At 64.8% G+C, this 17,422-nt stretch carries 13 protein-coding genes; 3 read left to right on the top strand and 10 right to left on the bottom strand.

Going from position 1 to position 17,422, the window contains the following annotated elements; translation table 11 throughout:
• Positions 1-52 precede the first annotated feature (52 nt).
• Positions 53-1,294 carry a c-type cytochrome gene (locus tag ACMV_RS15550; protein WP_013641031.1) on the bottom strand — a complete coding sequence of 414 codons (1,242 nt, stop codon included), beginning with the start codon at positions 1,292-1,294 and terminating at the stop codon, positions 53-55.
• Positions 1,294-2,967 (bottom strand): pyrroloquinoline quinone-dependent dehydrogenase, encoded by a 1,674-nt coding sequence (locus ACMV_RS15545; protein ID WP_231844435.1) that lies wholly within the window; start codon positions 2,965-2,967, stop codon positions 1,294-1,296. Before ACMV_RS15545 ends, ACMV_RS15550 begins: the two co-directional genes overlap by 1 nt.
• Positions 2,968-3,168: 201 nt before the next feature.
• Between ACMV_RS15545 and ACMV_RS15540 the strand changes: the two genes are divergently transcribed.
• A complete protein-coding gene (locus ACMV_RS15540; RefSeq protein ID WP_013641029.1) occupies positions 3,169-4,575 on the top strand; it encodes an FAD-binding oxidoreductase in 1,407 nt (468 codons plus the stop codon).
• Between the two features lie 12 nt (positions 4,576-4,587).
• On the opposite strand, the gene ACMV_RS15535 is transcribed toward ACMV_RS15540, so the two are convergent.
• From ACMV_RS15535 to ACMV_RS15510, 6 genes are all read right to left on the bottom strand, one after another.
• The gene (locus ACMV_RS15535) at positions 4,588-6,693 is read right to left on the bottom strand and encodes a TonB-dependent receptor family protein (RefSeq protein ID WP_013641028.1); all 2,106 of its coding nucleotides are present in this window, start codon (positions 6,691-6,693) and stop codon (positions 4,588-4,590) included.
• Complete coding sequence (locus ACMV_RS15530) at positions 6,693-7,802, bottom strand: S-(hydroxymethyl)glutathione dehydrogenase/class III alcohol dehydrogenase (protein ID WP_007424024.1); 1,110 nt, start codon at positions 7,800-7,802, stop codon at positions 6,693-6,695. The genes ACMV_RS15535 and ACMV_RS15530 overlap by 1 nt, the downstream gene beginning before the upstream one ends.
• 22 nt (positions 7,803-7,824) lie before the next feature.
• On the bottom strand, positions 7,825-8,397 hold the full coding sequence (gene gfa, locus ACMV_RS15525) for an S-(hydroxymethyl)glutathione synthase (protein ID WP_012040316.1): 573 nt from the start codon (positions 8,395-8,397) through the stop codon (positions 7,825-7,827).
• Between the two features lie 57 nt (positions 8,398-8,454).
• Positions 8,455-9,204, bottom strand: a complete 750-nt coding sequence (locus ACMV_RS15520; RefSeq protein WP_007424022.1) for a c-type cytochrome — start codon at positions 9,202-9,204, stop codon at positions 8,455-8,457.
• 40 nt (positions 9,205-9,244) lie between these two features.
• Positions 9,245-10,102, bottom strand: coding sequence for a quinoprotein dehydrogenase-associated putative ABC transporter substrate-binding protein (locus tag ACMV_RS15515; RefSeq protein WP_013641027.1), 858 nt, complete (start codon positions 10,100-10,102; stop codon positions 9,245-9,247).
• A gap of 148 nt (positions 10,103-10,250) precedes the next feature.
• A complete protein-coding gene (locus tag ACMV_RS15510; RefSeq protein ID WP_007424019.1) occupies positions 10,251-12,098 on the bottom strand; it encodes a methanol/ethanol family PQQ-dependent dehydrogenase in 1,848 nt (615 codons plus the stop codon).
• A 297-nt stretch (positions 12,099-12,395) separates the two neighbouring features.
• Between ACMV_RS15510 and ACMV_RS15505 the strand changes: the two genes are divergently transcribed.
• Together ACMV_RS15505 and ACMV_RS15500 are read left to right on the top strand one after the other, a co-directional pair.
• Complete coding sequence (locus tag ACMV_RS15505; protein ID WP_007424020.1) at positions 12,396-14,402, top strand: sigma-54-dependent Fis family transcriptional regulator; 2,007 nt, start codon at positions 12,396-12,398, stop codon at positions 14,400-14,402.
• Complete coding sequence (locus ACMV_RS15500) at positions 14,399-14,959, top strand: nucleoside 2-deoxyribosyltransferase (RefSeq protein WP_012040314.1); 561 nt, start codon at positions 14,399-14,401, stop codon at positions 14,957-14,959. The genes ACMV_RS15505 and ACMV_RS15500 overlap by 4 nt, the downstream gene beginning before the upstream one ends.
• Here the strand turns inward: ACMV_RS15500 and ACMV_RS15495 are convergent.
• Both ACMV_RS15495 and ACMV_RS15490 read right to left on the bottom strand, forming a co-directional pair.
• Positions 14,853-15,923, bottom strand: a complete 1,071-nt coding sequence (locus ACMV_RS15495) for a hypothetical protein (protein ID WP_013641026.1) — start codon at positions 15,921-15,923, stop codon at positions 14,853-14,855. The two genes, ACMV_RS15500 and ACMV_RS15495, sit on opposite strands and share 107 nt — an antisense overlap.
• On the bottom strand, positions 15,923-17,380 hold the full coding sequence (locus ACMV_RS15490) for an MBOAT family O-acyltransferase (protein ID WP_041665443.1): 1,458 nt from the start codon (positions 17,378-17,380) through the stop codon (positions 15,923-15,925). The genes ACMV_RS15495 and ACMV_RS15490 overlap by 1 nt, the downstream gene beginning before the upstream one ends.
• Between the last annotated feature and the right edge of the window lie 42 nt (positions 17,381-17,422).

Below are 17,422 nucleotides of genomic sequence, written 5' to 3'. Positions count from 1 at the left end.
GATAGTGGTGTCCGGCCGGGCCGACCCGAGAGCGGCACGAAAAGTGTCGCGATTATTTTACCGGACAAACGCCATTCTTGTCGGGCGTGCCGGCCGGATGCGCCGGAATAGAAAGCTTCACTGTCCCGAAATGGCTGCCCGGATTGGTTGGGAAGGCCGTCTTTCCAGCCGGGAAGCAGTTTGATGCCAACAGATAGGCCATCACATCGGCATATTCGCCGGGCTTGAGTGAACCCGGATCGTTGAACGGCATGTTCTGGGTCACGATCGTATTGAGGATCGAGACCGAGTAGCCGTTGGTGTGCGCCGTCGTGAGGAATTCCTTGCCGGCGATGGCCGGTGCGGCAACGCCCTGCAGATTGGCGCCGTGGCAGCTCGCGCAATGCGTCGAATACACCGTCTTGCCTGCCGTAGCTTGCGCCATCGTGTAGGAGACGGCGCCGTCGCCGCCCGTGTCCGCAACCCTGATGAGCCGGGCCGCCGGCGCTTTGGTCACCTGGACCGAGGCATGCTGCACCGACGCATGGGTAGCGGCATGATGTTTCACATCGGCGGCACAGAGATGATGCACCATCGCGGCGGCCGGAGTGTATAGCACGAGCATCGAACCTTCCTTCTTCACGATCGAACTGCCGGCGGTGGCGATCGGGCCACCGTCGAGCTTGACGGCATGCCATACCAGCCAGCCATGCCACAGCCCGTAGCCTGCCACATGCGGAGCGGCACAGCCATTCTCTGTCGGCGCACCAGCCGGCACACCGAGTTCGGTATTGGCGATGGCCCCGCGCATGCCGCCGAACACGTCGAACGTTCCAGAACGCCCCTCGGCGATTTCCATGGTCTGGAGCGCCTGAGAGACATCGTTCTGATACGCGCCAAGGCCATGCGCCTTGGCCGCGTCGCCGAGATTCGCCACCGCAGACTGGAGGTTCACAAGAACCCCGTGTAGCGCCGGCACGAAGGGCGGCGTCGCCCGACGATCGAGCAGGTGATTGACCTCGCCGATCGCCCCGACGGGATCGCCGGGATCGCCGGCGGCGGGATCGAAGGCGCTATCCCCGCGGCCGACCAGAAGATTGATCGCCCGGTGCGCCGCCTGGACATAGCGGGCGGGACCATTGGTGGCGTCGTTCTCGGCATCCATGATTGCCGCGACCGCGGCTCGGATATTCGACAGCGCCGCCTCGGCCCGTGCATGGTCCGAGGCGGGTGCCGCAGCGAGGCCGGAAGGCACCGCGAGGGCGGCAAGAACCGCCCCCGCAGCCAGAAAACGCAGAAGACCGCCTTTCGCCATCACTTCGACAGCGCGAACATGGTCAGCATGGTTCCCTTGTTGGTCTTCGGCATGTTGGGCAGTTCCTGGTTGCCCGCCTGACCGGATGCAACCGCGACGTATTCGGTCTTGCCCTGGGTGAAGGCGACCGGCGGCGCGATGATCGGGGAGCCGGTATCGTAGCTCCACAGCTTCTTGCCGGACGTCGCGTCATAGGCATCGAAATCGCCGTTCTCGAGGCCGGTGAAGACGAGGCCGGTCGAGGTCGAGAGAGCGCCGCCCGCCATCGGCAGTTTCGAGGGGTTACGCCACGCGAAGACGCCGGTATTCACGTCGATCGCGTTGAACTGCCCGGTGTTCGGCCCGACGAATTTCGGGAACGCGCCACCGAGATAGAACTGCCCGGCGATGTAGACCACGTTCTTCGTCGCCCGCCAGAAGCCGCACTCGTTCGAGCTTGGCAGGTAGATCATGTTGGTCTTCGGGTCGTAGCTGCCGCCGTTGTATTCGACGCCGCCATTGGTGTTCGGGCAGGCCACGTTGCCCTTCAGGCTTGGCTCCGTGTTCTGGTTGTACTGCATGCTGACGGCGAGGTGGTTCACCAGCTTGCCGGTCTGCGAGTTCAGCAGCCAGAAATTGCCGGCCTTGTCGCCGTCGGCCACGAGCGGCATCTCCTTACCGTCCACCTTCCCGGTGAACAGGATCGGCGGCATCACCGGATCCCAGTCATGCGTGTCATGCGGGATGAACTGGTGGGCCCAGACCATCTTCGGCTTCGCGCCGGAGATGTTGATGGCGAGCAGGCTGTCGGAATAGAGGTTGGAACCCTTGCGCGCCGGGCCGTTGAAGTCCGGCTGCGGGTTGCCGGCATTGGCATAGAGGATGCCGGTCTTCGGGTCGAGCGCCATCATCGTCCACACGGCGCCGCCGCCGCGCTTCCAGGAGTCGCCGCTCCAGGTCTTGTTACCCTTCTGGCCCGGGCCCGGAATGGTTTCATACTTCCATTCGACCGCGCCATTGGCAGGGTTGATCGCCTGGATCGTGCCGATTCCACCCCAGTCGCCGTTCGAGATGCCGAGCAGCAGCACCGTCTTGCCGGTCTTCGGGTTGGTGTAGGGCAGCGGCTGCATCGTGTAGAACGAGTTCGCGGTGTCGGACACTTCCACCTTGTCGAACACCTTCTTGCCGGTGGTCGCGTTCAGCGCGATCAGGTGGCCGTCGAGCGTCGCAAGATAAACCTTGCCATCAAGCAGCGTGACACCACGATTGGCAGCGAAGGAAATGACGTGGGGATTGTCGGAGAACTGCCATTTCAGCTTTCCGGTCTTCACATCGATCGCGTAAACATGGTCGTGGGCGGAGGTGATATAGGCGGTGCCGTCCCAGACCACCGGCGCGGCCTCGATCGGCCCATTGTCCGAGATATGGAACGTCCAGACCGGCTTCAGCTGCGCAACGTTGGCCGGCGTGATCTGGCCGATATCGACATAACGGTTGTTGTCGTAATTCTTGGCACCGAGAATCCAGGTCGAGTTGCTGCTCGCCGTGCTGGTGTAATCCTTCGGCGTCGGCGTCGTGTTCGAGACGGCACCGGCATGGGCAATTCCCGCGATGCCAACGGCCATGGCCGCGGCCGCAACGCCGCCGGCGAGGCGGGCAAGGCCAGAGCGTGACTTCATTTGGTCGGTTCTCATGAACGTCTCCCCAGTTCGAAGTGAAGCTGCCTCAAGGGTACGAGGACACCATCGCACGCCCGTGGCTGCCTGATAACGCTATCATAGTCGCCAGAAGGATCAAGCTTTCGTGTGTGGCCCCAGGCCCGATGTTCCCAAACGGAGCAACATGACCAGCATGGACTGCCTTGGCTCGGCTGGCACAGGCGATATAGTCGGCTCATGATCAATCTGCTCGACCACCTCGCCGCCGCGCTTGGCCCCGGAGGGGTCATCATCGCCCCTGAAGACATCGCCCCCTTCGGCACGGACTGGCGCGGCCTCGTCAGCAACATGCCCCGCGCGGTTCTGCGGCCGCGCGACACGGCGGGTGTTGCGGCCGCGCTGCGACTTTGCGCGGCGGCCGGCGTTCCTGTCGTGCCCCAGGGCGGCAACACGTCGATGGTCGCAGGCGCCGTGCCGTCGCGGGACGGGGCGGAACTCGTGCTTTCGCTCTCGCGGATGAATGCCGTGCGCGCCATCGATGCCGCGGGGCTCACCATGGAAGTGGAGGCCGGGGTCACGCTCCGTGCGGCCCAGGACGCGGCGCGCGACGCAGGTGCCCTGCTGCCGCTTTCGATCGGCTCGGAAGGGTCCGCGCAGATCGGCGGTGTCATCTCGACCAACGCCGGCGGCAACAACACCCTGCGTTTCGGCAACGCCCGCGATCTCGTACTGGGGCTGGAGGTGGTACTGGCCGACGGCACGATCTGGAACGGACTGCGCCGGCTGCGGAAGGACAATACCGGCTATGCGCTGCGCCAGCTTTTCGCCGGCGCCGAAGGAACGCTCGGCATCGTCACCGCCGCCGTGCTGCGCCTCGCGCGGGCACCGCGCCAACGGCAGACCTGTTTCTGCGCGATCCCCAGCGTCGAGGCCGCGCTCGACCTGTTTGCCCGGTTCCGCGACGAAGACGAAGCCGCGCTCTACGCATTCGAATACATCTCCGGCGCCGCCATGGCCGTGAACCAGTCATACATGCCGGACTTCCGGCTCCCGCTCGAAACGGCTTCACCGCACTATGTGCTGCTCGAACTGGCAACGACCCGCAGACGCGATCCGCTGCGGGAGACGATGGAAGCCGTGCTGGCAGACGCGCTTGAAGCCGGTGTGATCACCGATGCAGCGATCGCCGAATCCGAGGCACAGCGGGCGGCGTTCTGGGCTATCCGCGAGCATCTTTCGGAGTCGCAGCGTCGGGCCGGCGCCTCGGTGAAGAACGATGTTTCAGTCCCGGTCGCGGCAGTACCGAGCCTGCTTGCACGCGCCGCAGCGATGCTCGGCGCCCGCCATCCCGGCGCCCGCATGGTTGCATTCGGACATATCGGCGATGGCAACATCCACCTGAACGCCCTGCAGCCCGAGGATGGCGACGCTGCAGCCTTCGCCGCGCGCGGCGAGGACCTGATGGAGGATGTGAACGCCATCGTCATGGAACTCGGCGGCAGCTTTTCCGCCGAGCATGGCATCGGACAAATCAAGACCCACGCCTTCGGGCAACTGCGGTCAGCGGCCGAGCGGGAGATCATGCGCAGGATCCGCGCGGCGCTCGATCCGGCCGCAACGCTCAACCCCGGGAAACTGTTCTGACCGCGAGAGCGGTCAGAACCGGTAACGTGCCCGCATCCCGATCACGAAGTTGCGCCCTGGCGCCGGCTCGTAATAGGCGGCATTGCTCGCGGCGATCACGACCGCACCCACATAGGTCCGGTTGAAGAGATTGTTGATGCGAGCGAATTCATTGAACCGGATCGGCCCAAGGTTCTGCCGGAAACCCCCGGCGATGCCAGCGGTGAAGTAGCCCGCCGCGTAGGCCGAGTTCTGCGAGTCGACATACATCCGGCTCTGCCACTGACCATTCGCCTGGGCATAGAATCCGGTCGACGGATCATGCCAGTCCAGTTCGCCGTAGATCCGCTGGTCCGGCACGCCGGGCAATGACCTGCCGGCGAACTGGTTGGCAAGGAAGTGCGCCTTCAGCAGCGAATAGGAGCCGTAGAGCTCGACATGGTGAGGCAGATACGTATCGAGGCTGACGTCGACGCCGTTGCGCGCCGTCTGCCCCTGGTTCGAATAAGCGGTACGTCCGTCCTTCGAGGAAGACACCTCGATCTCGTTGTTGGTGTGAATGTGGAACACCGCGAGCTGGAGATAGGTATCCGCACCGATCAGGCTCTTGATCCCCGCCTCGAAGTTCTGGCTGGTCGTGGGGCGCAGGGCGGAATTGAACCCCGCGAGGCCGTTGGGCAGGTAAGCGAGCTGGTCGAGCGTCGGCGTTTCGAAACCCTCGCCATAGTCGGCGTAGAGATTGGTGGTCGGCGTCAGGTGATAGGTGGCGCCGGCAACGAAGCTCGTGTTTCCATAGCTGACCGATCCCGAGTCGTTGGTCAGCGTGCTGGTCACGTAATTGTCGGTCACGCTGTAATAATCGTTGCTGTGCCGAAGACCGACGACCAAAGTCGTGCGCTTGGCAACGTGGGCGTTCACCTGCGCGTATTCGGCGACATTGCGGGCGACATCCTGCTCGTTGCGACGCAATGCGCCGATTGAGCCGAACTCGTTGACATAGCCCTTGCGGTGCTGCTGTTCGTAGCCGAAATCCACACCGGTGATGAGTGTGACCGGAACGCCGGCAACCTCGTCCCTGTGGGTCCAGGACGCGTCGATGCCACCGGATTTTCGGGCAAGATCCACCACGCCGCCGCCGGAAGCCGCGTAGCTGCCGGTAAAGGGCAGGAATTGCAGCACTGAGTGGGTCGCCTCGTAAACCACCACGCGGACGCTGTTCTGTGCGTTGAAGCGGTGTTTGAAGACGAGGCCGAACTGCAGGTGGCGCAGCACCTTGCGGGTCCCGAACGCATCGGCACCGGTGCCGGCCTGGCGCGGATTGGCATGATACTGCGCAGCAGTCAGGCCGCCCGGGTCTTCCGAATACGGTTCGTTCAGGCCGTCGATCAGCAGCGTGTAGCTGGTATTCGGGCTGACCTGCACACGGAATTTGCCATAAAACTGCTGGCGCCGCGCGGCACTATGCTGGCGGTATCCGCCAGTATAGAAATCCGACGCGTTCATCATGTAGTTGAACGAACCGTCAGATCCCCAGCGTGCGGTGCCGCCATAGGTCGCGCCGACGCGCCATCCGCCATAGGACGTCGCAATCACGCTGCCACCGACCGTGGGGCGGGTCGGGCCGTTCTTGCTGAAGACCTGGATCACTCCACCCGAGGCATTGCCGTACAGGACGGAGAACGGGCCGGTCAGAACCTCGATCCGGCTGATGTCGCCAAGGTCGATCACCTCGGAGTCGGTCGTTCCGTCCGGACCGGTCAGTGGCATTCCGTCGACGAGGATGCGGATATTCCGCACGCCAAACGGTGTCTGCGCGCCGAAGCCGCGCGAGGTGATGCGCAATCCCTGCGCATAGTCCTGCCGGTTCTGCACGTCGATGCCGGGTACGCGATTCAGCGTCTCGCTGAGGTTCTCTTCCGCGTTGGCGAAACTGATCTGCCTACCGGAGATACTATATATCGAAACCGGAACGTTGAAACTCGCCTCCCGGGTACGGGTCGCGCTGACCACGATCTTGTGGATCGCGATCTCGCCCGGCGAGGGAACGATCAGGGGTTTCGCGTTCTGTCCGAACGCCGGAGTGGCGAACGCCGTGCCCCCGAGAAGGGACACGGCGAGCAGGCTGAGCCGTCTCGACATCAGTAGACGACGACGCTGCGGATACTCTCGCCCTTGCGCATCAGTTCGAAGCCTTCGTTGATCTGCTCGAAGGGCAGCACATGGGTGATCAGGTCGTCGATGTTGATCTTGCCGTTCATGTACCAGTCGACGATCTTCGGCACGTCGGTGCGGCCGCGCGCGCCGCCGAAGGCGGTGCCGCGCCAGTTGCGCCCGGTCACCAGCTGGAACGGCCGGGTCGAGATCTCCTGCCCCGCGCCGGCCACCCCGATGATGATCGAGGTGCCCCAGCCGCGATGGCAGCATTCCAGCGCCTGGCGCATCACCTTCACATTGCCGATGCACTCGAAGGAGTAATCGGCGCCGCCATCGGTCAGGTTGACGAGGTAGGGCACGAGATCCTCGCCGATCTCGGCCGGGTTGACGAAATGCGTCATGCCGAATTTCTCGGCCATCGGCTTGCGGCCGTTGTTGAGATCGACGCCGACGATCATGTTCGCACCGGCGAGGCGCGCCCCCTGGATCACGTTCAGGCCGATCCCGCCGAGACCGAAGACGACCACGTTATCGCCCGGCTGCACCTTGGCGGTGTTGATCACCGCGCCGATGCCGGTGGTCACCCCGCAGCCGATATAGCAGATCTTGTCGAAGGGCGCGTCCTCGCGCACCTTCGCCACCGCGATTTCCGGCAGCACGGTGTAGTTGGCGAAGGTCGAGCAGCCCATGTAGTGCATCACCGGCTCGCCGTCGCAGGAGAAGCGCGAGGTGCCGTCCGGCATCACGCCCTTGCCCTGGGTCGCACGGATCGCGGTGCAGAGATTGGTCTTGCGCGAGAGGCAGGATTTGCACTGCCGGCATTCCGGCGTGTAGAGCGGAATCACGTGATCGCCCTTCTTCACGCTGGTCACGCCGGGACCGACATCGACCACGATACCAGCACCCTCGTGCCCGAGGATGGCCGGAAAGAGGCCTTCGGGGTCCGCGCCCGACAGCGTGTATTCATCCGTGTGGCAGATGCCGGTGGCCTTGACTTCCACCAGCACCTCGCCCGCCTTCGGCCCATCCAGCCTGACCGTGCCGAGCTCCAGTTTTTCGCCGGCCTTCCACGCAATCGCGGCGCGAACATCCATCGTTGTTATCCTCCTTGACGCGTCAGGCCGCGAGCTTGCCGTTGGCTTTCGCGACATGGGTCGCGATGGCATCCATCAGCGGCGGCGAAAGGCAGTCATACGGCTCAAGGCCGAGTTCTTTCAAGCGGGCGCGGATGGCGCCCATCTCGGAGGGCGGCGTGCCCTGCTCGATCACCGAGGAGACGAAGGCGGCGAATTCGGGCGCCGACCAGCCCTGATCCGACGACAGCTCGGTATGCACGAAGTCGAGCCCGTAGAAAGGATGGTCCTTGTTCTCGATGCGGCCGAACATGTGCACGCCGCATTCGCGGCAGGCATGGCGCTGGATGACCGCGTTGTGATCGACGATGTGCAGCTTGTTGCCATTCTCGACGACGTGAACCTTGTCCCGCGGCACCACCGCGACGATCGAGAACTTCGCACCCGCCGGCTTCCAGCATTTGGAGCAGCCGCAGGCGTGGTTATGGGCGGTCTGCGAGTCGACGCGCACCACCACCTGATGGCTCGGGCAGTGGCAGCGCAGCGTGCCGCCGGCGAAGGTTGACGAGCCCGGCTTGACGCCGTGGTCGATGGAAGGGTGCAGTGCAATGGCCATGTTTCGAACTCCCTTGTGACTATGTCTGGTGGCGGAACAGCGCGACGCCCTGCCCCGTCATTGTTTCGGCGTGCCGGTGCCGACGGCGCCGACAGCGCGGGCCTTGACGTATTGGTAGATCACGTGGATCTGGTGCGGGGTGAAGAAGCCGGCCCAGCTCGGCATGCCCTTCGCCTTGCGCCCCGTCATCGCGACATTGGTGAAGCCGGCCTCGGTCATGCCGTTGTTGAGCGAGGCGCGCAGGTTGGGCGCGTAGGAACCGCCCACGGCATCCTCGCCATGGCAGCGGAAGCAGTAGGAATTGAACAGCTCGTAGCCGCGGAAGACGTCCTTGGTGACCTTGTCGGTGCCGGGCTGGAAGATCGGGAAATCGACCTTCACCTTCTTGCCCTTCACCGTATAGGTGTAGGTCTTCCCGCTCGATGCCGGTGCGCTGGCGGCCTTGGCGCTCTTGAGGCTCAGGATCCAGGAGACGATTTCCTTGGTCTGCGCATCCGAAAGTTTCGGATGCGGCGGCATCGGGATCTTGCCCCAGGTGCCGACATGCCCCTTGCGGATCGCGTTTACCAGCGTGTCTTCAGCGCCGGACTGGCCGGCGAACTTCTTGGCAACGGCATCGAAGGCCGGACCGACGACCTTCTGGTTTATGGCGTGACAGGAGAAGCAGTCGCTGCCTTTGGCAATCTGCTCGCCCTTGGGCATCGAGCCGGAACCGCTGGCGGCGAGAGCCACGGCGCCGAGCAGCCCGGCCGCGAGAACGCCGGTCGCAGTGGCGCCAATGAAGGTAGTAATCGAACTCTTGGTCATGCCTCACTCTTTCTCGTGCTACGGTTCGTCACTGGGACTGTTAGTTGTTCGAGTAGTTGAAGTGCCTGGGGTTGGGCAGCAGGCGCACGTTGAACTTGGCAAGGGTCGCGCCGATCTCGCTCTTGTGGGTCGCGATCACCTTGTCGAGCGCGGCACGCAGTGCCTTGTCACCTTTCCGCACGCCCATTGACATCGAATACGTGTAATTCACCTGCGGCAGACCGGGCGCATATTCCTCCGAGGGCACCCGGCGCATCTGCAGGCCGGGGAAATCCTTCATGAAGGCGCCGATCGCCGGTTCCCAGGTCACCATGACACCGACCTTGCCATCCTGAACCGCCTGCAGAAGCTGCCGCGGCGAGGCGTTCGGATTGCTCGCGACATGGAAGGCGACGGCATTCTCCATCAGCCCAAGCATCTTGATCGCCGTCTCGGGCGTCGTGCCGGCCTCGAAGCCGATCTTGATCGCGTGCATCGAAACCGATCGCATCGAGCGGATATGCAAATGCTTGCCCTTGCGGGTCACGAACACATACGAAGAGCGATAATACGGCTTGGTCGCCATTTCCTCGTTGTCGCCCGTCGGCAGGTTCATGACGACATCGCATTTGTGCGCATCGAGATTGAGAGCGAGGAAGTTCGAGAAGCCGCCATGCATCCGGTAACTGGCCCAGGTGTATTCGAGCTTCCGGCCCATCGCCTTGGCGACGAGTTCGGCGATCTTGTTCTCGAATCCCTGCCCCGCCCGGTTCGAGTAGGGCAGGTAGTTGGGATCGGCGCACACGCGCAGCACGTGGCTGTTGTTGGAGGGCTGAGCGGTTGTGCTGGCCGCTGCGACGCCATTTGGCGCGGCGGCGAAGAAGGCGGCACAGCCCGCGAACATGATCCAGCGGGTCATTGACGATTTCATGGGTTTCACTCCGTCAGCATGACCGACCGCGGGGGCCGGTACCTGTAGTCGCCGGGCGTCCACCGGAGGCGGACTGGAAGAAAAAAGCTCCAGCCCGGGCAGGGGAGCAACCCGGGCTGGATGGTCACGACGCGACTCAGTTCGCGCTGGCCACTTTCGAGGGCAGCGAGAACACCATCAGCGTGCCGCCAAGGTTCGTATAGTCGGTCAGGGTCGCGTTCAGACCCACGGCGCCGAGGCCGGCCGACGATTTGTGCAGGTTGTCCGCCATGCCGATCGCGGCCCAGCCACCCACACCGCTCAGCACCGCGACATACTGCTTGCCGTCATGCATGTAGGTGATCGGGTTGCCGATGATGCCGGACGGCGTCTTGAACTGGTAGAGGATCTTGCCGGTCTTGATGTCGACCGCGCGGAACATCCCCTTCAGCGTGCCGTAGAACGCGACATTGCCCGCCGTGGTCAGCGCACCGCCCCAATCCTGGAACATGTCGTGAATCTGCCACTCGGTCTTGCCGGTCATCGGGTTGTAGGCAATGAACCGGCCGCGATAGCCACCCGGTCCCGGGATCATGTTCACGATGGCGCCGACGAACGGGAAGCCAGCCTTGTACTTCACGTTGAACGCCTGGTAGCTCATGCACAGGTGGTTCAGCGGAGCGTAGAACAGGCCGGTCTTCGGATCGTAGGAGACGGGCTGTTCGTCCTTGTCACCCTGCGACGACGGGCAGATGTCCTTCACGTCCTTGCCCGCTTCGGTCATCTTCGCCGGGTCGACGATCGGCTCGTTGGTCTTCGGGTTGATGCCGGTCGCCCAGTTCACCGACGGATCGTATTTGTGGATCGCGATCGGGCTGCCGTTCTCACGGTTCATGACATAGCTGAAGCCGTTGCGGTCGAAATGCACCAGCGCCGGGACTTCCTTGCCGTGATACTTGACGTTGACGAGAACCATCTCGTTCACGCCGTCATAGTCCCAGCCGTCATGCGGGGTCATCTGGTAGACCCACTTGACCTTGCCGGTCTCGGGGTTGCGGGCCCAGATGGTCATCGACCAGCGGTTCTTGCCCGGGCGCTGGCTCGGGTTCCAGGTGCCGGGGTTGCCCGACCCGTAATAGATCAGGTTGAGCTTCGGATCGTAGGAATACCAGCCCCAGGTCGTGCCGCCGCCGACCTTCCACTCGTCACCCTTCCAGGTCTTGATGCTCGAATGCGGGCCGACGGGCTTGCCGGTCGCGCCGTTGATCGTCGTCGCCGGATCGATCAGCGTGTCCTTGGAAGGTCCCTCGCTGTAGCCGCGCCAGACCATCTTGCCGGTGTGGATGTTGTAGGCGGTGATGTAGCCGCGGACACCGTATTCACCGCCGGCGATACCGACGATCACGTTGTTGCCGACAACCATCGGCGCGCCGGTCATGGTCTGGCCGTCCTTCGGATGGCCATTGTCGGCAGACCAGACGACCTTGCCGGTCTTCGCGTTGAGCGCATAGAGCCGGGCGTCCAGCGCATCGACGAAGATCATGCCATCGCCATAGGCCGGGCCGCGATTCACGACGTCGCAGCAGGCAACCGGCGGGGCGTTGGAATCACGTGGCGGCGTATATTTCCACGCGATCTGGTCCGGATGGTTCAGGTTCACGGCATAGACGTAGTTCGGATACGACGTCTCGTAATACATCATGTCGCCGATGACGATCGGCTGGCCCTCGAGACCGCGATCCGTGCCGGTCGACATCGTCCAGGCGACCTGCAGGTTTTTGACGTTCTTCGAGTTGATCTGGTCAAGCGTGCTGTAGCGCCAGTTGTTGTAGGTGCCGGTCGGCATCACCCAGTCATTGGGGTTCTTCTGCATCTGCAGCAGCGACTCGTTGGCGCTACCCGACGTGGCCGCCTGCGCGGACAGCACAAGCGCCCCTGCCCCGAGAATGCCGAAACTGGCCGCCAGCAGCGACCGCTTCAGCGATTTTGTCCCAAGTCTTGTCATTACGCTCCCTCCAAATGCGCGCCGGGGCCCCGCGGGCATCGGCGACGGACGTTTGACGCGTACCGGATTGCCCGGCTGGGACCATCACCAGCAATTCCCGTGCCAGCCGAAGCTAGGAGCCAAAGCCAGCGATTATCCTTGAGTCGCGGAACAGACTTGTCACGACACAAGCAAATCGGGGTGACAATCTGTAATTTGTGTGGAACACTCTGCCCCGCCAGACTGTTGCAATTCAATCCGGCGTTCAGACCGGCAATGGCACAGGCCGTAAAATTCGGTCAGGGGAGTGGCCGCAAGATGACCGACGCAAGTCATGACATGATGTACGCGGCGGCGACGTCCGCCGCAAAATCAAGCCGTGCGGCAAGCGGTTCCGCCGGACGCGAGGACTACATCGAAGCCGCCTGGCGGCGATGCCGAGACGATTACAGGCTGAATCCCGAAGCCCCGCCGGCAGCCGTTCATGTGGGCGGCGCGGCGCTGCGGCAGATCCGCGAGGAACATGCGTTGTTCGAGCGCCTCGGCCGGGTCGAGATGCACAGGCTGCTTGGCCAGATCAGCCAGCAGGTCGCCCAGTCCGCCACGGCATCGCGCTACGTTCTGATGCTGACCGATGCCGACGGCACCGTGCTCGACGTGTTCACCGATGCGGCGAATGCCGAGCGGGCGCGTGCCGCAAACATGATGCCCGGCTACATGTGGGACGAGCAGCACGCCGGCGTGAACGGTCCGGGGACGTCGCTGCACGACCGGCGTTCACGCGTTGTGCATCGCGAGGAACATTACTTCACCCGCAACAGCCGGATGACCTGTTCGGCAGCGCCGATCTGGGGCGCGAACGGCAGGCTGCTGGGCGCGATCGACGCGACATGCCTTGATTGTGATGACAGCCGCGCCGCCCAGGTGCCGACGATCGCACTCGTCAGCATGTCGGCGCGCATCATCGAGCAACTGCATTTCACCAACAGTTTCCGTGACTGCATGATCATGCGCTTCCATGAGCGCCCCGAACTCGTCGGCCTGCCGTATGATTCCCTCCTGGCGGTTGATTCGGACGGACTGATCCGCGCGGTTGACAATTCCGTGCCCTCGATGCTGGGCGCCGCCGGATACAATACGCTGGTCGGTCGCAGCGTGGCCGAAGTCTTCGACATTTCGCTGGACCGTCTGCTGGAGCATGCCGAAACCCAGCCCTTCGCCATCTGGCCGATCGCGCACGGAAACGACAGGCACGGCTATGCCAGCGTCTGGCCGGCGAAACAGACCCGCGCCCGCGCCCGCGCCGTCGTCAGCGCGCGCAATGCGCTGGTGGAGCGCGCACCGCTGCGGCCGCCGGCCGAGATGCGGCAACGCAAGCCTGAGCCGCGGGAACTCGTGGCGCTGGCCGGCGCCGACCGGGCCATGGCGCACAACGTGTGGCGCGCCGAGCGCGTCATGAACCGGGACATCAACATCCTGCTCCTCGGCGAGACCGGCACCGGGAAGGATACCTTCGCCCGCGCGATCCACCGCGCGAGCAATCGCCATGCCGCGCCGTTCGTCGCAATGAGTTGCGCGGCAATTCCCGAGCAGCTCATCGAAAGCGAACTGTTCGGCTACGAAACCGGCGCTTTCACCGGCGCGCGGCCGGGCGGCATGCGCGGCAAGGCGGTGGCCGCGCATGGCGGCACGCTGTTCCTCGACGAAATCGGCGACATGCCGCTCTCCATTCAGGCCCGCCTCCTGCGGCTGCTGGAAGAAAAGGAGATCGTGCCGCTCGGCAGTTCCACGCCGACTCCGGTGGACATCAAGGTCATCAGCGCCACCCATCGCGACCTTGAAGCGATGGTGGCGCGCGGCGAGTTCCGCATGGACCTCTATTACCGGCTCAACGGCCTGTCGCTGACGATGCCCGCCTTGCGGCAACGCTCTGACCGGCAGGACCTGATCGAGACACTCTGCGCCGAGGAAAGCGAGGGCGCATCGATCTCCATTACCCCCGCCGCGATGCAGGCGCTGATCGAGCACGACTGGCCCGGCAATATCCGCGAACTGCGCAACACGCTGCGTACCGCCCTGGCTTTCGCCGAAGCCGGGCGCATCGAGGTGCATCACCTCCCGCACATGATCGTCCGCACCATGCCCGCGCACGGCCCAGTCCCGCCGCAGCCCCTGGCAGAGGAAGATCCCGAGCGCGAACGGATCGTCGCGGCACTCGAACGGCATCACTGGCGTATCGCCGCCACGGCATCCAGCCTCGGCATCAGCCGCAACACGCTCTACCGGAAGCTGCACCGCTACGGCCTGATGAACGAACCGCATTGACTCGCCGGCCCGTCGCCTATCTCGCCGGGCCGGACCTGTTCCTGCCCGACGCGCACGCCCATGCCGCGCGAAAGGTCGCGATCGCCGCCGGCCACGGCATCGATGCGCTCGTCCCGCTGGATGCGCCGGCGCCCGAACGCCAGCCGGGCGAGGCGCTGTGGCGGGCGATCTTCCGGCAGGATGTCGGGATGATGGAGGCCAGCGACATCATCATCGCCCATCTCACCCCCTTCCGTGGCGCCTCCGCCGATGCCGGGACGCTGGTCGAGCTGGGCTGGTTCCTCGGCCGCCGCCGGCCCTGTTTCGGCTACTCGAACGCGTCCACGCCCTTCGCCGCGCGCAGCCGCCGCCAAATCGCCGCGCTGCCCGATCCCGTTAGCGATATTGCGGTCGAGGATTTCGGCCTGGGCGACAACCTGATGGTAGTCGGCGCGCTGGAGGGCGGGCTCGTCACCCCGCCGGAGGGCCAGGACCTGCCCTTCGACTCGCTCGCGATGTTCGAACGCTGTGTTGCGCGGGCGGCAGCGTTTCTTGCGGGCAGGTCGCCGCCAGGCTGAGCATCGCCGGCGCCGGCGCGACCAGCCGGCGATGCAGCAGCCGGGCAAGGCCGCGCGCCACCAGCATGCTGTGAAAATACTGGCAGGGCTGTGCGAGGTGATCCTCGCTGTTGTAGAAATCGGCGCGCGGATACCGGCTGTGATTGGCGAGTTCGAGAAACCGCCCGCCATGCTGCCGATAGACCCCGCCGATCGCGCTTATATCCGCCTGCGGCAGCCTGACATCGCGGAAATCGGTCGGCAGCCCGCCGATCACGATCACCCCCCGCGCCGCCGCGGCGGCGACGAACTGGCCGATCAGCACCGTGCCATACCCGTCCCGGATCGCCCGCGCCGACGGCTCGACCCGATGCAGCCCGGCGAGGAAGGCGCGGTCGGCGGTCGCAAGGCTGGTGCCGATCTCGTCGCCCTCCGCATCCTCCTCGCGGGCGAGGCGGGCGCGCAGATGGCCGAGCCCCGCCGCCCGCGCCGCCATCTCCGCCAGCGCCTCCAGCCCGTCCGGCATGGTGTTGTCGAAGGCGGCGCCAAGTATCCGCCCCGGCGGCATTTGCCACAGCAGCGCCCGGTCGTGGCGGAAGAGCATGGCGCCATCGACATCCATCCGGTTCGCCGCGCGGCTGATGTCGTATTGCTGCACCTCCATCGGCAGATAGACGATGTCGCCGCGATGCAGCAGCTTCAGCCAGCGGAGGAACAGATCATCGAGCCCGATGCCGACGGCGATGCCGCCATTCTCGCAAGGCAGCGCCAGCATCGCGCCGATCACCCGGCAGGAATGCGAATAGGGCCCGTTCGACCCGGCGAGGATCACCAGCTTCGGCGAAGGCAGCGCCGCGCCGCGGGCGAGCTTCTCGCGCATCTCCAGCCGCAGCAGGCCGAGCGAGAGCGGGCGGTCGAGCACGAAGGCAAAGGCGGCAAGATAGAGCGCGAGCGAGGCGATGGCGCAGAGAACAAGCCGGCGCATCAGAACTGGAAATAGATGAAAGGCCGCGCATAGGGCGCAAAGATCAGCGCCTGCGCGGTGAAGGCGAACCCGGCGATCAGCGCAAGGCCGCGCCCGCGCCCCCCGAGCGTGTGGATGTCGCGCGCCCCCAGCATGATCCCCCAAGCCAGCGCGATCAGCGCGCTCCCCTGCACCACGCTCATCGTCCGCGCCGCGCCGAGCCAGGGCAGCACCGCGACCGGCTTGGCAATCGCGCCGAGCGCGGGGATCGCGGCGATGATCTGGTTTGGCAGCAGCATTCCGCCAGCGCCGACAAGCCCGCGCAGCACGATCCGGCAGGCGGAGAGGCTTTCGGCGCGGAACGGCACCCAGGCCAGCAGCACGGCAAGCAGCGTCAGCCCCTGCGCCACCAACCGCGGCAGGCGCGTTCCAAACCGCCGCCACTGGTGATGGATCACGAGATACAGCCCATGCAGCCCGCCCCACAGCATGAACGACCACGCCGCGCCATGCCACAGCCCGCCGAGCAGCATGGTGATCATCAGGTTGAGATTGCGGCGCGCCTCGCCGCGCCGGTTGCCGCCGAGCGGAATGTAGAGATAGTCGCGCAGGAAGAACGAGAGCGTGATGTTCCACCGCCGCCAGAAGTCCGAGATGTCGCCTGCCTGATAGGGGCTGCGGAAATTCAGCGGAAAGCCGATGCCGATCATCCGCGCCAGCCCGATCGCCATGTCCGAATAGCCCGAGAAGTCGAAATAGATCTGCGCGCCATAGGCGAGCAGCGCCACCCACGCCTCGATCAGCGACAGCGAATGCCCTGCGGCAGCGGCGGCGAAGCCCGGATCGGCGAAACGGGCGAGACTGTCCGCCAGCACCAGCTTCTTGCCGAGGCCGAGGAGAAAGATCTCGATGCCGCAAGCGAGATCCTCCTGCCGCACCCTGCCGCGATGGCGGGCGAATTGCGGGATGATCTCCCCTGGCCGGACGATCGGCCCGGCGATCAGATGCGCGAAGAAGGCAACGAAACAGGCATAGTCGAGAAAGCCGCACTCCGGCACCTCGCCGCGCGCGGTATCGACCAGATACATCACCTGCTGGAAGGTGAAGAAGCTGATGCCGAGCGGCAGCAGGATGCAAAGCGCCGGCGCGGGCAGGCCGAGCAGCGCCGCCCCGCTCGCCGCCAGCAGCCCGGCATACTTGAACCAGCCCAGCAGCAGCAGGTTCGCCGCCAACCCGCCGACGAGCCAGCCTCGCTTCCGGCGCGAGCGCCGCATCGCACCCGCCAGCAGATAATTGCCGAGGATCGATCCGGCCAGCAGCGGCAGCAGCACCGGCTTCCACCACCCGTAGAACACGAGGCTCGCCAGCAGCAGCACGCCGAGCGCCGCCCGCGCCCCGGCAATCCGCCCGGCCAGGGCGAAGCCGGCGAGAAAGACCGGCAGAAACCCGAAGACGAAAAGAGCCGAGTTGAAAAGCACGATCAAAATACCCGCTTAGGTTGAAATCACCTTGCCACGCGG

The sequence above is a fragment of the Acidiphilium multivorum AIU301 genome, assembly GCF_000202835.1.
GTDB lineage: Bacteria > Pseudomonadota > Alphaproteobacteria > Acetobacterales > Acetobacteraceae > Acidiphilium > Acidiphilium multivorum.
Note: the sequence above shows the minus strand (reverse complement) of the source record. Positions and strands in the feature narration are given on the sequence as shown.

Coding starts and splice junctions, on each gene's coding strand:
- ACMV_RS15550 (WP_013641031.1), bottom strand. CDS start 1,294: ATGGCGAAAGGCGGTCTTCTGCGTTTTCTGGCTGCGGGGGCGGTTCTT.
- ACMV_RS15545 (WP_231844435.1), bottom strand. CDS start 2,967: ATGAGAACCGACCAAATGAAGTCACGCTCTGGCCTTGCCCGCCTCGCC.
- ACMV_RS15540 (WP_013641029.1), top strand. CDS start 3,169: ATGATCAATCTGCTCGACCACCTCGCCGCCGCGCTTGGCCCCGGAGGG.
- ACMV_RS15535 (WP_013641028.1), bottom strand. CDS start 6,693: ATGTCGAGACGGCTCAGCCTGCTCGCCGTGTCCCTTCTCGGGGGCACG.
- ACMV_RS15530 (WP_007424024.1), bottom strand. CDS start 7,802: ATGGATGTTCGCGCCGCGATTGCGTGGAAGGCCGGCGAAAAACTGGAG.
- gfa (WP_012040316.1), bottom strand. CDS start 8,397: ATGGCCATTGCACTGCACCCTTCCATCGACCACGGCGTCAAGCCGGGC.
- ACMV_RS15520 (WP_007424022.1), bottom strand. CDS start 9,204: ATGACCAAGAGTTCGATTACTACCTTCATTGGCGCCACTGCGACCGGC.
- ACMV_RS15515 (WP_013641027.1), bottom strand. CDS start 10,102: ATGACCCGCTGGATCATGTTCGCGGGCTGTGCCGCCTTCTTCGCCGCC.
- ACMV_RS15510 (WP_007424019.1), bottom strand. CDS start 12,098: ATGACAAGACTTGGGACAAAATCGCTGAAGCGGTCGCTGCTGGCGGCC.
- ACMV_RS15505 (WP_007424020.1), top strand. CDS start 12,396: ATGACCGACGCAAGTCATGACATGATGTACGCGGCGGCGACGTCCGCC.
- ACMV_RS15495 (WP_013641026.1), bottom strand. CDS start 15,923: ATGCGCCGGCTTGTTCTCTGCGCCATCGCCTCGCTCGCGCTCTATCTT.